Source organism: Mesorhizobium sp. P2_E10, from assembly GCF_056404235.1.
In genome coordinates this window covers 275,116-289,206 of the sequence record NZ_JBFUEK010000004.1, presented here as the reverse complement: position 1 = coordinate 289,206, position 14,091 = coordinate 275,116, and the positions used below count along the sequence as shown (strand labels likewise).

At 61.9% G+C, this 14,091-nt stretch carries 13 protein-coding genes and 1 pseudogene; 6 read left to right on the top strand and 8 right to left on the bottom strand.

The annotated features are described in order from the left end of the window. Positions 1-72 precede the first annotated feature (72 nt). The gene (locus tag AC1D0N_RS13290; protein ID WP_477244503.1) at positions 73-912 is read left to right on the top strand and encodes an SDR family oxidoreductase; all 840 of its coding nucleotides are present in this window, start codon (positions 73-75) and stop codon (positions 910-912) included. After that, positions 909-1,629 (top strand): annotated as a pseudogene (locus tag AC1D0N_RS13285) (SDR family oxidoreductase). Before AC1D0N_RS13290 ends, AC1D0N_RS13285 begins: the two are co-directional and overlap by 4 nt. Positions 1,630-1,673: 44 nt before the next feature. Here the strand turns inward: AC1D0N_RS13285 and AC1D0N_RS13280 are convergent. The 4 genes from AC1D0N_RS13280 to AC1D0N_RS13265 all read right to left on the bottom strand — a co-directional run bounded on the left by AC1D0N_RS13280 (position 1,674) and on the right by AC1D0N_RS13265 (position 5,474). Beyond that, positions 1,674-2,132, bottom strand: coding sequence for a carboxymuconolactone decarboxylase family protein (locus AC1D0N_RS13280; RefSeq protein WP_477244501.1), 459 nt, complete (start codon positions 2,130-2,132; stop codon positions 1,674-1,676). Between the two features lie 32 nt (positions 2,133-2,164). After that, on the bottom strand, positions 2,165-2,683 hold the full coding sequence (locus AC1D0N_RS13275; protein WP_477244499.1) for an RrF2 family transcriptional regulator: 519 nt from the start codon (positions 2,681-2,683) through the stop codon (positions 2,165-2,167). Between the two features lie 110 nt (positions 2,684-2,793). After that, positions 2,794-4,107, bottom strand: a complete 1,314-nt coding sequence (gene preA, locus AC1D0N_RS13270) for an NAD-dependent dihydropyrimidine dehydrogenase subunit PreA (protein ID WP_477244497.1) — start codon at positions 4,105-4,107, stop codon at positions 2,794-2,796. A 2-nt stretch (positions 4,108-4,109) separates the two neighbouring features. Continuing rightward, positions 4,110-5,474: an NAD(P)-dependent oxidoreductase gene (locus AC1D0N_RS13265; protein ID WP_477244496.1), complete on the bottom strand. Its 1,365-nt coding sequence runs from the start codon at positions 5,472-5,474 to the stop codon at positions 4,110-4,112. A gap of 225 nt (positions 5,475-5,699) precedes the next feature. On the opposite strand from AC1D0N_RS13265, the gene AC1D0N_RS13260 reads away from it, so the two are divergent. Then, on the top strand, positions 5,700-6,308 hold the full coding sequence (locus AC1D0N_RS13260) for a hypothetical protein (RefSeq protein WP_477244494.1): 609 nt from the start codon (positions 5,700-5,702) through the stop codon (positions 6,306-6,308). A gap of 60 nt (positions 6,309-6,368) precedes the next feature. On the opposite strand, the gene AC1D0N_RS13255 is transcribed toward AC1D0N_RS13260, so the two are convergent. Then, positions 6,369-7,052 (bottom strand): gamma-glutamylcyclotransferase, encoded by a 684-nt coding sequence (locus tag AC1D0N_RS13255; protein ID WP_477244492.1) that lies wholly within the window; start codon positions 7,050-7,052, stop codon positions 6,369-6,371. A gap of 188 nt (positions 7,053-7,240) precedes the next feature. Here AC1D0N_RS13255 and AC1D0N_RS13250 point away from each other — a divergent pair, with 188 nt between their 5' ends. After that, complete coding sequence (locus AC1D0N_RS13250; protein ID WP_477244490.1) at positions 7,241-8,017, top strand: VOC family protein; 777 nt, start codon at positions 7,241-7,243, stop codon at positions 8,015-8,017. Between the two features lie 52 nt (positions 8,018-8,069). On the opposite strand, the gene AC1D0N_RS13245 is transcribed toward AC1D0N_RS13250, so the two are convergent. Continuing rightward, positions 8,070-8,558 (bottom strand): hypothetical protein, encoded by a 489-nt coding sequence (locus AC1D0N_RS13245; RefSeq protein ID WP_477244488.1) that lies wholly within the window; start codon positions 8,556-8,558, stop codon positions 8,070-8,072. A gap of 202 nt (positions 8,559-8,760) precedes the next feature. Here AC1D0N_RS13245 and AC1D0N_RS13240 point away from each other — a divergent pair, with 202 nt between their 5' ends. Further along, entirely contained in the window at positions 8,761-9,153 is a 393-nt protein-coding gene (locus AC1D0N_RS13240; protein ID WP_477245016.1) for a DoxX family protein, read from the top strand. Between the two features lie 104 nt (positions 9,154-9,257). Here the strand turns inward: AC1D0N_RS13240 and AC1D0N_RS13235 are convergent, their stop codons facing one another. Both AC1D0N_RS13235 and AC1D0N_RS13230 read right to left on the bottom strand, forming a co-directional pair. Continuing rightward, positions 9,258-11,684, bottom strand: coding sequence for a GcvT family protein (locus AC1D0N_RS13235; protein WP_477244486.1), 2,427 nt, complete (start codon positions 11,682-11,684; stop codon positions 9,258-9,260). Between the two features lie 57 nt (positions 11,685-11,741). After that, positions 11,742-13,280 (bottom strand): trimethylamine methyltransferase family protein, encoded by a 1,539-nt coding sequence (locus tag AC1D0N_RS13230; RefSeq protein ID WP_477244484.1) that lies wholly within the window; start codon positions 13,278-13,280, stop codon positions 11,742-11,744. 218 nt (positions 13,281-13,498) lie between these two features. Between AC1D0N_RS13230 and AC1D0N_RS13225 the strand changes: the two genes are divergently transcribed. After that, on the top strand, positions 13,499-14,089 hold the full coding sequence (locus AC1D0N_RS13225; RefSeq protein WP_477244482.1) for a transglycosylase SLT domain-containing protein: 591 nt from the start codon (positions 13,499-13,501) through the stop codon (positions 14,087-14,089). The last annotated feature ends 2 nt before the right edge of the window (positions 14,090-14,091 follow it).

Genomic DNA, 14,091 nt, shown 5'->3' with positions numbered 1-14,091 from the left:
GGATAAAGTTTGAACTGTTTGCGACGCGCCGAGCGCTCCATCTTCATGCTCGGAGCGATGGAGGCTCAGAGCATGGACCTGAAAGACAAGACAATCCTCATCACCGGATCGACCGACGGCGTCGGCCGCGTCGTCGCGCAAAGGCTCGGCGCCGGCGGCGCCCACGTCCTCGTGCACGGCCGTGATGCGACGCGCGGCCAGGCAGTCGTCGCCGAAATCGAAGCCGCCGGCGGCAAGGCCGAGTTCCTCGCCACCGATCTTTCTTCGTTGGCCGAAGTGCGCCGCCTCACTGAGGCCGTGCGCGGAAAAACCAGCCGGCTCGACATCCTCATCAACAATGCCGGTATCGGCACCGCCGGCGCCAGACGACAGGTCAGCGCCGACGGCTTCGAATTGCGTTTTGCCGTCAACTATCTCGCCGGCTTCCTGCTCACCAGTGAGCTACTGCCGCTGCTCAAGGCGAGCGCGCCTTCGCGCATCGTCAATGTCGCTTCTGCCGGCCAGCAGGCGATCGATTTCGGCGACGTCATGCTGACCCGCTCCTATGACGGCGTGCGCGCCTACTGCCAGAGCAAGCTGGCGCAGATCCTGTTCACCATCGACCTGGCCGAGCAATTGAAAGGCACCGGCGTCACCGTCAACACTTTGCACCCGGCCAGCTACATGAACACCACAATGGTCCGCCAGGCCGGCGTCACGCCATGGAGCTCGGTCGAGACCGGCGCCGAGGCCATCCTCAACCTTGCGACGTCGCCTGATCTCGAAGGATGTAGCGGCCTCTATTTCGACGGTCTGAAGGAATCGCGCGCCGATGCGCAAGCCTATGACGTCAAGGCCAGACAGCAATTGCGCGATTTGAGCCTGGACCTCGTCGGCCTCGCCTCCCCATCATCGAAGGAACAGCATTCATGAGTGAAAAAATCCAGCACACCGTCATCATCGGCGGCTCATCCGGCATCGGCCTGGCGACGGCGCGAAAACTGCTTGGTCGGCATGAAAGTGACCATCACCGGCCGCAACCAGGAAAAGCTCAACAGCGCCTGGAAGAGCCTTGGCGGCGCTGCCGAGAAGGCTGCGTTCGATGCCGCCAAACCGGACGAGGTCAGCCGGTTCTTCAGGGAACTCGGACCTTTCGATCACCTCGTTTTGGCGGCAAGCGGCGGCAAGGGGCTTGGCCCATTCCAAACCCTTGACCTTGCCGACATTGCAGGCGGCGTCGACGAGAAAGTCCGGCCGCAGCTATCTTGTTTGCAGGCGGCCTTGCCGACCTTGAACAAAGGCGGCTCGGTGACCTTCATTTCGGCGGTATCGGCACAACTGTCGGCGCCCGGAGTCGCCGGCATTGCCGCCGTCAACGGCATGCTGTTGACCGTGGTGCCGATCCTTGCGGTGGAGCTCAAACCGCTGCGCGTCAATGTCGTCGCGCCCGGCGTCATCGACACGCCGTGGTGGGATTTTCTGCCTGAGGAGCAGAGACAGGCGATTTTTGCCGACTATGCCGGCAAGACCCCGGTGGGCCGCGTCGGTCGCGCCGAGGACGTCGCGGATGCCATTGCCTTCCTGGTCTCAAATGGTTTCGTCACCGGCCAGGTGCTGACCTGCGACGGCGGCCTGCGATTTGCGGCGTGATGGACATTGGCGGCTGCCCGGAGGCCGCCGCCAATGATGAACAATCAGGCGGCCTTGGCAGCCGGCATCGGATGGATGGCGTGGAACGGGATGCACAGTCGGTTCCAAATGTTGATCATGCCGAGCGCGACCGACAGCTTGACCAGTTCCTCCTCGGAGAAATGCTCGAGCGTGCTGGCATAGAGCGCGTCCGGCACACCGTTGCCGGCGATCAACGTCACCGCCTCGGTCCAGGCGAAGGCGGCGCGCTCGCGCTCGGAAAACAGCGGCGATTCCTTCCAGGCCGAGACGAGATAGAGCCGCTGCTCGGTCTCGCCGTCGCGACGCGCCTCGCGGCTGTGCATCTCGACGCAATAGGAGCAGCCATTGATCTGCGACGCCCTGAGCTTGATCAGGTGCAGCAGGCCCGCCTCGAGCCCGCATTCGTCCACCGCCTTGTTGAGCGCCGATACCGCCTTCATGATTTCCGGCGCCTTGGCAAAGAATTGCAGTCTCTGTTTCATCGTCTTTCCTTTCACGTATGTCTGGCGGGGGTCTAAACTTGCTTGGTCGAAGCGGATTTCTGCGGCCGCTGATGGCGGGCGACAAAGGCACAGCTTGCGGCAATCGATCGCGGATCGCCTTCCGCCTGGTAAGTTGCCATGATGTCGGACAACCGGGTTTCAGCGAGAGCGGCGCGATAGGCACGCTCTGCTTTGAGCATCGCGGCGTTGATGCCGCACAGCTTCACATAGGCCGAAGCATCGAGCTTGACCGGCCCGTTGCGGCGAATCTCGCCGCAACGAAAGGCCGGCTCACGCCCTTCTACCGCCAGCACGATATCGAGCAGCGTTACGCGCTCGGCCGGCCGCGCCAGCCGGTAGCCGCCGGCCGGGCCCGGCACCGATTCCAGGATGCGCGCCGCCGCGAGCTGATTGAGATGCTTCAGGAGATAGCTCGGCGACAGGCCGAAGCACTCCGCCAAGGCTGCGCCCGGCATGGTGCCGTTGCCCTCCACGCTGGCCAGCGTAGCCGCACAATGGATGGCCGCTTCGACGCCTTCGCCCAGCTTCATGGTGTTGATCTCCAATTCATGGATAGTTCTTATCGTGGATAATTTTTATCTGCAATAGGAAAATGAAAAACGGCGCCCGAAGGCGCCGCTTTTTCGTAGAATGCCGTACCCTATTCCGCAGCCACCTTGGCCATCGGGTTGTTCGGGTGCGTCGTCCAGTTGGCATAAATCGGCGACACCGGCTTGCCGGTGCGCTGGTCCATGGCGCCGACCGCCAGCGGTTCCATGGTGATGCAGTTCTCGACCGGGCAGACATTGACGCACAGATTGCAGCCGACGCATTCGGCCTCGATCACTTCAAAGTGCCTGACACCATCGACCATGTTGGTGATCGCCTGATGCGAGGTGTCCTCGCAGGCGATGTGGCAGCGGCCGCACTTGATGCAGGCGTCCTGGTCGATATGCGCCTTGGCGATGTAATTGAGGTTGAGATACTGCCAGTCGGTGACGTTGGGCGTGGCACGTCCGATGATGTCGTCCAGCGAGGCATGGCCCTTCTCGTCCATCCAGTTTTCCAGGCCGGCGATCATCTCCTGCACGATCTTGAAGCCGTAGGTCATCGCCGCCGTGCACACCTGCACATTGCCGGCGCCGAGCGCCATGAATTCAGCCGCGTCCCGCCAGGTGGTGATGCCGCCAATGCCGGAGATCGGCAGACCATGCGTTTCGGGATCACGGGCGATCTCTGCCACCATGTTCATGGCGATCGGCTTCACCGCCGGACCGCAATAGCCGCCATGCGAGCCCTTGCCGTCGATGGTCGGCTCTGGCGCAAACGAGTCGAGATTGACGCCAGTGATCGAATTGATGGTGTTGATCAGCGACACCGCGTCGGTACCGCCGGAGAGTGCGGCACGCGCCGGCTTGCGGACATCGGTGATGTTCGGCGTCAGCTTGGTGATGACCGGCATGCGGGTGTTGGCCTTGCACCACCGCACCACCATTTCGATATATTCCGGCACCTGGCCGACGGCGGCACCCATGCCGCGCTCCGACATGCCGTGCGGACAGCCGAAATTGAGCTCGATGCCGTCGGCCTCGGTCTCCTCGACCACCGGCAGGATCGCCTTCCAGCTTTCCTCGACGCAGGGCACCATCAGCGAGACGACGATGGCGCGGTCGGGCCAGTCCTTCTTGACCTGCTTGATCTCGCGCAGATTGACCTGCAGGTCGCGGTCGGTGATCAGCTCGATGTTGTTGAGGCCGAGCAGGCGGCGGTCGGCGCCCCAGATGGCGCCGTAGCGCGGACCGTTGACGTTGACCACCGGCGGGCCTTCCTCGCCCAGCGTTTTCCAGACGACGCCACCCCATCCCGCCTTGAAAGCGCGGATGACGTTGTAGGCCTTGTCGGTCGGCGGCGCAGAAGCCAGCCAGAACGGATTGGGCGATTTGATACCGACGAAATTGTTGCGGATGTCTGCCATGCTCATGCCCTCCCGTTCGAGGTCAGTGCCCGGTTGATCGATTCAGCCGCGTCGCGGCCTTGCGCCACGGCCGAGACGGTGAGGTCGTCACCGCCGAAGATGCAGTCGCCGCCGGCCCAGACATTGGCGAGCGAGGTGCGGCCTTCGGCGTCGACCTTGATGCGGCCGGCTTCGAGCGCGATCTCAGCGCCGCTGCCGTTGAGCACGGCCGGCACAAAGCTCTGGCCGATCGCTTTGAACACCTGGTCGGCGACCAGCGTCAGCCGCTCGCCGGTGCCGGCAAGCTTGTCGCCGTTCATCGCGGTGTATTCGAGTTCGATGCCCGACACCTTGCCGCCCTCGGCGATGACCCGCTTCGGCTGCAGCCAATGGCGGATGGTGACGCCGTTGGCGGCAGCCAGATCCTGTTCGAACCCGGAAGCGTTCATGTGTTCCTGACCGCGCCGGTAGCAGATCGTCACTTCCTCGGCGCCGAGCAGCTTCGACTGCACAGCGGCGTCGATCGCCGTCATGCCGCCGCCGATGACGACGACGCGCCGCCCGACCGGCAGGCCTGAGAGGTCACTCGCCTGGCGAAGTTCCGAAATGAATTCCACCGCATTGGTGACGCCATCTGCGTCCTCGCCATCGGCGCGCAGCGCGTTGACGCCGCCAAGCCCCATGCCGAGAAACACCGCGTCATAATTCCGGGTCAGGTCCGACAGCTGGTAGTCGCGGCCAAGCACCTTGCCGTTCTGGATATCGATGCCGCCGACCGCGGTGATATAGTCGACCTCGGCCTGGGCGAAATTGTCGATGCTCTTATAGGCGGCAATGCCATATTCATTGAGGCCGCCGGCCTTCGGGCGGGCTTCCAGGATGGTCACGTCGTGCCCATGACGGGCGAGCCTGTGCGCAGCGGCAAGACCAGCCGGCCCGGCGCCAACCACGGCGACCGTCTTGCCGGTCGAGGCGGCGCGCGGATAAAACTGCTTGTTCTCGGCCATGGCGACATCCGTGGCGTAGCGCTGCAGCCGGCCAATCTGCACCGGCTTGCCCTCGGCCACCTCGCGCACGCACACCTCTTCGCACAAAGTCTCGGTCGGGCAGACACGGGCGCACATGCCGCCCAGGATATTCTGGTCGAAAATCGTCTTGGCCGAACCGATCGGGTTGCCGGTCGAGATCTGTCGGATGAACAGCGGAATGTCGATCGAGGTCGGGCACGCGTTCATGCACGGTGCGTCGTAGCAGAAGTAGCAGCGGTCGGACTCGACCAGCGCCTCGTGATGATCGAGCGGCGGATGCAGGTCGGAGAAATTGTCGGCATATTGCTCAGGCGAAAGCCGGCCGCCGGCAATGCCCTCTTTGAACTGGCCTTCTGGCATCGTCAGTTCCCCTTGTTTTCGTTTTGGGGAAGGCTAGCACGTTTTATTTTTTTATCAATTGGTCAATTTTCGACGCAAGCCTCTGAAAAGCCTCGATAATAACATGATTTTTTTACTCATGTTATGCGTTGCTGTTGCGCCCACGGCACGGACGAAATGGCTGGCCAATCACATGCGCCAATGATGGTGTAATGTGATGGCCTGTGACTCGATGGAGCAAATGCCGTGATTGACGATTTTGCCTATCCGACGGCCGAATCCAGAATGATTACCTTCCAGATTGGCGCCATCTGCGTGAACTGGTCTCAGATCGACGCGCATCTTGGCATAATTCTAGGAAAATACATAAAAGCTCCATTAGACCATATATCTGTCGCTACCAGTATCATTGATCTATCGCGGAAGTGTGAGTTGATAAAAGCCTTAGCTTTTATTGTGGACGATCAAAAAACATATGAAAAACTTGAAAAGGCGCTAAATTTTCTCGACGGTAGCCTCAGACCAATTCGCAACCGATATGTTCATGACTCTTACAGCTTTTTCACGGGGAAAAACACAAGGAAGGCCTTTAAGACAAAAATCATCAACATTCAAAGCTTCCAAAAAGAGCTCTCTACGAAGACTGAGAAACCTGTAACGCAGGAAGAGTTGATTTCCTTCAACGGCGACTTGGACATCTTCGCCCAGTACATTGTCGGCCATTTGATGGGGTTGATTCTCAAGCGCGAAAACGCCGAAGCAGATGCACTGGTAGCGTTTGACGCAGTTGTGAAGGAGAGCTACGACAACTTGGTTGCTGTCATCAAGCGATATAGGTCACATTCAAAAGTCTAGGCGGACTGTCGACAGGCTCGATCTGGCTCTTGTTGTATTCCATCCTGAGATCATCTGCCTTCAGGGTTCGTCGCCATGAATAGCCTGGATCTCATCGGCGACCAGTTCCTGCAACCGCCAGAGATTGCGGTCATGGATGCCGAATTCCTCGAGGTGGCTGACCGTGTTGTAGAGATATTCCGCACCCGACCCGACATGCCCGCACGCCCTGGCCAGCACCTTTGCCACCTTCTCCAACGGCTGGTTGAGCGACGTGCCCCTGCCGGTCACGCCGACCCAAAAGCCCAGCGCCCGCAATGGCCCTTGGGCCGTGCGCACCGGAAGCCATCGGACCGCGCTGACACTCTCGTGATCGTCGACCTCGCGCCGCAACAGTCTTTCGATCTGGGCCGGCTTTTCGCCGTCCGGCAGACGGTAGATCACGCCGTCGCATCGCCCACCCTTTTCGAGCGCCATCATCAACCCCGGCTGCTCGCTGCTGCCACGCCAGCGCCTGATGTCGAGACAGAACGACCGATGCCAGCCGAAGGCGCTGGCGCGCTGCCGTTCGATGGACTCGAAGGCTGGCTTCCAGATCAGCGAGCCATAGGCGAACACCCACAGAGGTCCCTCGTCTGCCTCGCCCGAAAGCCGCGAGGCTATGGTCCGGTAATCCTCATCGTTCAACTGCGTCCAGCTGCCATCGGGACCAGGATCGGCCTCTTCCCGATGGCACAGTGCGACAAGCTCCGAGGTGAGCGACATTTGGCGATGCATGGAACGACAACCCCCGTTGGCGCCAGAAAAGGGGAAAACCACAAGGCGCGCAAGCTGTGGAACGCTTGTGAACGCACCGTCGTTATTGTGTGGCCGATGTCGGATTGGCGTCGCGAGGATCGTCCTAGGATGGATCACGCATGATCGAAGCCTGGAAACCACAAGGAGCCCCGACAATGCCAAAGTCCCCGATGCCCTTCTTCTGGTACGAGTTGATGACCACCGATCTCGATGCCGCCGAGGCGTTCTACACCGCCGTGGTCGGCTGGAAGGCGCAGCCCTTCGACAAGGCGCCCGGCATGCCCCGCTACATCGTCATGAATGTCGGGGAACGTGGCGTCGGCGGCCTGATGACGCTGCCGGAAGATGCCGCCAAGATGGGCATGCCGCCGGCCTGGCTCGGCTACATCCACACCAGGGATGCCGATGCCTCGACGAAGTCGCTGGAGAAAGCCGGCGGCAAGGTTCACCGCCAACCTGACGACATTCCGGGTGTCGGCCGCTTTGCAGTCGTCGCCGACCCACAGGGCGCGACCTTCATGTTCCTGCAGCCGAACGGTCCAGACCAGCCCATCGTGCCGGCCAGCACGCCCGGCCATATAGGCTGGCACGAGCTCTACACGAGCGACTGGAAGGCTGCGTTCGATTTCTACTCCAGCCAGTTCGGCTGGACCGATGCCGGCGATTTCGACATGGGTCCGATGGGCACCTACCAGACCTTTGCAGCCGGCCCCGAATCCGGCGGTGGCATGATGAACAAGCCCGAGCAGATTCCGGTGCCGGTCTGGCAGTTCTACTTCAATGTTCCCGCCATCGACGCGGCAGCCAAGCGCGTCACCGACAATGGCGGCAAGATCCTGATGGGCCCGATCGAGGTTCCCGGCGGCAGCTGGGTCGTGCAATGCACGGATCCGCAGGGCGCCCATTTCGCACTGATGGCACCAGTGCGATAACAAGCCCGTCACGGGATGAACGCGGAATAGTCATCGCGCTCCGGCGCGATGACTATTCCGGCGCCAGCACCGCGACCTTGATGCTCTCGTCCCTGGCGCCACTGAACTGGATGGTGGCTGGTCCGGCCGACAGCTTGAAACGAAGGCTTTTGCGGATGCCGGGGCAGGTTTTCACGCCGCTGAATGCTGCCGACCTCGTGGCATGGCCGTCCTGTACGACATCGATCCAGGCCTCGTCGGACAGGCTGATCTGCAGCTCGCCTTCCGGCGGCACGGTCACGCTTGCCGTTGCGCCGAATGTACCGGCTGCGGGCGCACGTTCCGGCGGCACGGTGAAGCTGATCGTGTCGACCGGCTCAAGTGCCAGATCCGCAGCCTCGCCGAGCGCAAGGGCAGCGCCGGGCTGCGCGGCGGGCGCTGCCGGAAACAGGGACTGCTCGCGTGTCACCGGCCATTTGAAGGCATCACAGCCGGCGTCGGCGGCCATGGCGAAGCTGGTTCCCACAAGGATTGCGAATAGGCTGATGGCGACTTTTTTCATGGCAAAGCGAACCCACACGGTTTGGTGTATCTACACCACCAATACAACCATAGCGATACTTATGCAACCACAGAGTGAATAAATGTGAAAGGACAGCAGGGGACCAATCACCGACTGTTGATGGCAGGCCATGGGAAGTGAGTGGTCCATCGTCGGGCAATAATCTATGGCCGAACTGGGTGGGTTTAAAATGGAGTTTTTGATGAAGCTTTTTGATGGTCTAGCCAAATTTCAGCCGCAGGCTCTGGGCGTGCTGCGCATCATAACGGCGCTGCAGTTCATCGAGCACGGCTCCCAGAAGCTGTTCAATTTCCCCGTCAGCGATCATGCGGGCGCTCTGACCGGACTGACATTGACTGCGGGCATTCTCGAATTCGCCGGCGGCATCCTGCTGGCGCTCGGGCTGTTGACCCGGCCGGTGGCCTTCCTTCTCGCCGGCGAGATGGCCATCGCCTATTTCATGGCGCACTACCCGCGCGACTTCTTCCCAGTCAACAACAGCGGCGATTCGGCGATCTCCTTCTGCTTCATCTTCCTCTATCTGGTGTTTGCAGGCGCCGGTGCCTTCGCGCTGGACAACCGCCGCAGCGCCTGAAGGATGCGCGGCTAGTGCACGTCGCCCAAAAAGTGCGCAGCGGTTTTGGGATAACGGCATGCACAAAACAGGAAGCTGAAGCGCATCGGCGAAGCCGAAGCGCTTCAGGCGCGCATCCTTTCGAAATTGGCGTCGAACAGCGGCGTCGGCTGCATGCGCGCGGCATGACGCTTGCCCAAAAGTTCGATTTCGAAACCGTCGGTCGCGTCGGCAATCTCCTTTGGCACATAGCCGAGCGCAACGGACTTTTTCGAATGATGCGCGTAGCCGCCTGAGGTGACCCAGCCGCGCACGGCGCCGTCGAACCAGATCGGCTCGTCGCCGATGACATCCGCATCGATTGCTTCGACGACAAAGGCGCGCAGCCGTAGTCTGCCGCCTTGCTTGCGCTCGGCGAGTGCTGCCTGCTTGCCGATGAAGTAGGCCTCCTTGCCATAGGCGACAAAACGGTCGAGACCGGCTTCCAGCGGTCCGTAGATCGGCCGGTATTCACGCGCCCAGGAGCCGTAGTTCTTCTCCAGCCGCAGCGCGTTGAGCGCCCGCGAGCCGAACAGGCCGATGTCGAACTCTTCTCCCGCCGCCATCAGCGCCTGATAGGCGGCGCGCTGATATTCCGGCGCCACCCAGATCTCGTAGCCAAGGTCGCCGGTGTAACTGACGCGGCCGACCAGACACGGCGCCATGCCGATATCCATTTTTGCAACCGCCATGAACGGGAGCGCGGCATTGGAGACATCCGCGCGGGTGGCTTTCGCCAGCACCTCCCTCGCCTTCGGGCCGGCGATTGCGAGGCCGGTGAGCTTTTGCGCCAGCGCTTCGATGCGAACCGAGCCGTCGGCAGGCAGATGCGCCTCGAACCAGCGCATATGGTACTGCTCGGCGACACCGGAACCGGCGATGAACCATTCACCGTCGCCGATATTGGCGAGGGTAAAATCACCGATCAGCCTGCCGTCCTCCTTCAGCATCGGCGCCAGCGTCATGCGGCCTGTTTTCGGTAGCTTGCATGCGAGGATACGGTCGAGCCAACTTGCTGCGCCCTCGCCCGTCACCTTGTACTTGGCGAAGCTCGAAATCTCCGCCAGGCCAACAGCTTCGCGGACGGTCTCGACCTCCCTGGCGACATGGGTGAAATCGCTCGAGCGCCGCCATGAGAACTCATCCTTGACCCCGTCCGGCGCATACCACAGCGGCACTTCCAGCCCATACGCGACGCCCCACTGCGCACCCTTGGCCGACAGGAGATCGTAGACCGGCGTCGTCTTCAGCGGCCGCCCGGCGGGCAGTTCCTCATTGGGGAAGCGGATGGAAAAGCGTCGTGAATAATTCTCTCGCACCTTGGCGTTGGTGTAGGCCATTGTCGCCCAATCGCCATAGCGCGAAACGTCCATCGCCCAGATGTCGGCGCCGGGATCGCCCTCGATCATCCAGTTCGACAGGGCCAGGCCGACACCACCGCCCTGGGAGAAGCCGGCCATGACGCCGCAGGCGACCCAGAAACCCGGAAGACCGCGCACCGGCCCGACCAGCGGATTGCCATCGGGCGCGAAGGTGAAGGGGCCGTTGATGATCTGCTTGATGCCGGTGTTCTGAAAAGCCGGGAAATGCCGGAAGCCGACCTCGAGCGACGGCGCGATGCGATCAATGTCGGGCTCCAGCAATTCGTGGCCGAAATTCCACGGGGTCTGGAATTCCGACCACGGCTTGTTGGCCTTCTCATAGGTGCCCATCAGCATGCCGCCGCGCTCCTGGCGCAGGTAGAGCTCGCCGTCGAAATCGACCGCATGGATGATCTCCGTCCCGGTCTTGGCGTTCCAGGCGGCGACCTCCGGCATGTCCTCGGTGATCAGATACATGTGCTCCATCGCCAGCACCGGCAGTTCCAGCCCGACCATGCGGCCGACCTCGCGCGCCCACAGGCCGCCGGCATTGACAATATGCTCGGTCACCACTTCGCCCTTGTTGGTGATGACGCGCCATAGGCCGTCGGCACGCCGCACGATGTCTTCGACCTTGGTGAAGCGCTCGACCTCCGCGCCAAGCTTCCGCGCGGCCTTGGCATAGGCATGCGTGACGCCCGACGGATCGAGATGGCCGTCCTCCTTGTTGCGTACAGCGCCAACGAACTGTTTTGGGTCGAGCAGCGGCATCAGTTCGGCCGCCTCGTTGGGCGAGATCTCTTCGAGGTCGATGCCGAGGTAGCGCCCCTTGGCGACCACGCCGCGCAGCCAGTCGAGCCGCGCCTCAGTCGCCGCCAGCAAAACGCCGCCGGTCAGGTGCACCCCGGTCGCCTGTCCCGACAGTTCCTCGATCTCCTTGTAGAGCGAGATCGTGTATTTCTGCAACTTGGCGACGTTGGGGTCGCCATTGATCGTGTGCATGCCGCCGGCCGCGTGCCAGGTCGAGCCGGATGTCAGCTCGTCCCGCTCCAAAAGCACCACGTCGTTCCAGCCATGGCGTGCCAGATGGAACAGCACCGAGCATCCAACGACGCCACCGCCAATGACCACGACCTTTGCATGCGATTTCATGGATTTTTCTCTGATATCAATGAGTTGGATGAGTGAGTGGATTCTGAATGGGAGGCATCACGGCTCGCCCTGCCCGATCGCTTCCTTGCGCTTGGCCACATAGGCCTCCAGCGCCTCGCGCACGGCAATGTCCATCACCGGCTCGACATAGTCTTCCAGCGCCTTCTTCCATAGCCGCGTCGCCCGCGCCGTGGCGTCGAGCCCGCCGGCCTCCTGCCACGCCTCGTAATTTTGCCAGTTGGACAGCATCGGCTGGTAGAAGGCGGTGGCGTAGCGTTCCAGCGTGTGCGGCTCGCCGAAGAAGTGACCGCCGGTCGGCACCGCGCCCAGCGCCTCGACGGCAAGCTCCGCCTCGTTGACTTCGATCGGACGCAAGAACTCCATCATGTGCTGGATCATTTCGACATCGATGATGAATTTTTCGAACGACGCCGTCAGCCCGCCCTCCTGCCAGCCGGCGGCGTGATAGACGAGGTTGCCGTGGCCGAGCACCGCGCCCCACAGTGCCATCAGCGTCTCGTAGGCGCCTTGCGCGTCGGCGGCGTTGGAGGCCGAGCCGGGCGTGGTGCGGTAGGGCAGATTGTAGCGCCGCGCCAACTGCCCCGAGGCGATGTTGGCCTTGGTGTTTTCCGGCGTGCCGAAGGCCGGCGCGCCCGACTTCATGTCGACATTGGACGTGAAGGCGCCGTACATCACCGGCGCACCGGGGCGCACAAGCTGCGTCAGCACGACGCCGAACAGCGCCTCGGCGTTCTGCTGCGCCAGCGCACCGGCCAACGTCACCGGGCTCATCGCCCCCATCAGCGTGAACGGCGTCACCGCCACCGACTGGCCGAACTCGGCCACAGTCATCAGCCCTTCGGCCATCATCTCGTCAAAGCGGCGCGGCGAGTTGACAGAGATGATAGTGGTGACGCCAGGATCGTCGCGCATCTGGTCGAGCGTCATCCCGCGCGCGATCGCCATCATCTCGATGCCGTCCAGCGCCCTGCCCCGGCCGATGGCCGAGACATGGAAGCTTTTGTCGGTCAGCGTCAGATTGGTGAAATAGGTGTCGAGATGGCGGGCGTTGGCCGGCAGTTCCACCGGCGCGCAGACCTGGTTGCCGAGCATGTGGATGCAGTTGAAATGCTGCGCCAGCCGGGTGAGGTCCGCATAGTCGCGCAAATTGCCGGCGCGCCGGCCGCGTTCCATGTCATGCACATTGGGTGGGCCGGCGACGAGCGTGAAATTGATGGTGTTGCCGCCGAGATGGACGGCATGGGCCGGATTGCGCGGTGTAAGCCGGTAGCTGGACTGTGTCGTCTTCAGCACTTCTTCGATCATGCCGCGATCGATGCGGACATTGGCCGTCGCGTGATCGACCCCGGCGCCCGCCTTCTCGAACAGCGACAGCGCCCGCGGGCTCATCACCTCGATGCCGAAATTCTCCAGAATGTGCATCGATGCCTGGTGGATCGCCTCGATCTGGTCGACTGAGAGCATCGCCATCGGCGGATAGGGATTGGTCACGCGCCTGAGCGGCAGTTGCGGGATAGCGGCGGGACCCCTGTTGCTGGTTCGCTCGGCGCCGCGCTTGCGTCTCGGTTCGGTCATGCCCCGCATCAAAGCCTTGGCACATTGGTCAGGCTGTCAGAAATACGCCATTCGCAGGCGTGATTTTAGCCAAGGCGGCATTTTAGGGATACCAGTCAGACAAAAACGCCAAAAAAGGTCGAAATATTGATACTTGGCCTGTTCGACCCAAAGCGCTCCGCAAGCCGTTAACGAACGCGGCAAGATTCCCTTTATGTTTTCGGCCTATTCGTCTTCCCATGGTCAGGTCGAGTTTTAGTAAAATTGTAGCTGTTTGCGTGCTGCTGGCGCTGTCGGCCTGCGCGACGCCGCCAAGCCACATCAACGATGTCTGCGCCGTCTTCGATCAGAACGATGGCTGGTTCGACAACTGGCAGGCGGCGGCCGAGCGCGCCGAGCAGAAATACGGCATACCGATTCCCGTGCTGATGGCGACGGTGCGCAAGGAATCCGGCTTCAAGAGCAACGCCAGGCCGCCGCGCACCAAGCTCTTGGGCTTCATTCCGTGGACCCATGTCTCCAGCGCCACCGGCTTTTCGCAGGCGCTGGACGGCACCTGGTCGCAATATCAGAGCGAGACCGGCAACTGGGCGGCGCGGCGGACGAAATTTGCCGATGCCGTCGATTTCGTCGGCTGGTATCATTCAAAGACAGCAGACACCTTTGGCGTCGCCCGCAACGACACCTACAATCTATACCTGGCCTACTATCTCGGCTGGACCGCCTATCAGCGCGGCAACCGCGGCGACGCCGGCGTCCAAGGCTATGCCCGGGCCACCGAAAAGATGGCCCGCGACTATGCCGCGCAGCTACGGCAATGCGAAAACTAGCA

Coding starts and splice junctions, on each gene's coding strand:
- AC1D0N_RS13225 (WP_477244482.1), top strand. CDS start 13,499: ATGGTCAGGTCGAGTTTTAGTAAAATTGTAGCTGTTTGCGTGCTGCTG.
- AC1D0N_RS13275 (WP_477244499.1), bottom strand. CDS start 2,683: ATGAAGCTGGGCGAAGGCGTCGAAGCGGCCATCCATTGTGCGGCTACG.
- AC1D0N_RS13255 (WP_477244492.1), bottom strand. CDS start 7,052: ATGTCGCTCACCTCGGAGCTTGTCGCACTGTGCCATCGGGAAGAGGCC.
- AC1D0N_RS13245 (WP_477244488.1), bottom strand. CDS start 8,558: ATGAAAAAAGTCGCCATCAGCCTATTCGCAATCCTTGTGGGAACCAGC.
- AC1D0N_RS13240 (WP_477245016.1), top strand. CDS start 8,761: ATGAAGCTTTTTGATGGTCTAGCCAAATTTCAGCCGCAGGCTCTGGGC.
- preA (WP_477244497.1), bottom strand. CDS start 4,107: ATGGCAGACATCCGCAACAATTTCGTCGGTATCAAATCGCCCAATCCG.
- AC1D0N_RS13230 (WP_477244484.1), bottom strand. CDS start 13,280: ATGACCGAACCGAGACGCAAGCGCGGCGCCGAGCGAACCAGCAACAGG.
- AC1D0N_RS13265 (WP_477244496.1), bottom strand. CDS start 5,474: ATGCCAGAAGGCCAGTTCAAAGAGGGCATTGCCGGCGGCCGGCTTTCG.
- AC1D0N_RS13250 (WP_477244490.1), top strand. CDS start 7,241: ATGCCAAAGTCCCCGATGCCCTTCTTCTGGTACGAGTTGATGACCACC.
- AC1D0N_RS13280 (WP_477244501.1), bottom strand. CDS start 2,132: ATGAAACAGAGACTGCAATTCTTTGCCAAGGCGCCGGAAATCATGAAG.
- AC1D0N_RS13235 (WP_477244486.1), bottom strand. CDS start 11,684: ATGAAATCGCATGCAAAGGTCGTGGTCATTGGCGGTGGCGTCGTTGGA.
- AC1D0N_RS13290 (WP_477244503.1), top strand. CDS start 73: ATGGACCTGAAAGACAAGACAATCCTCATCACCGGATCGACCGACGGC.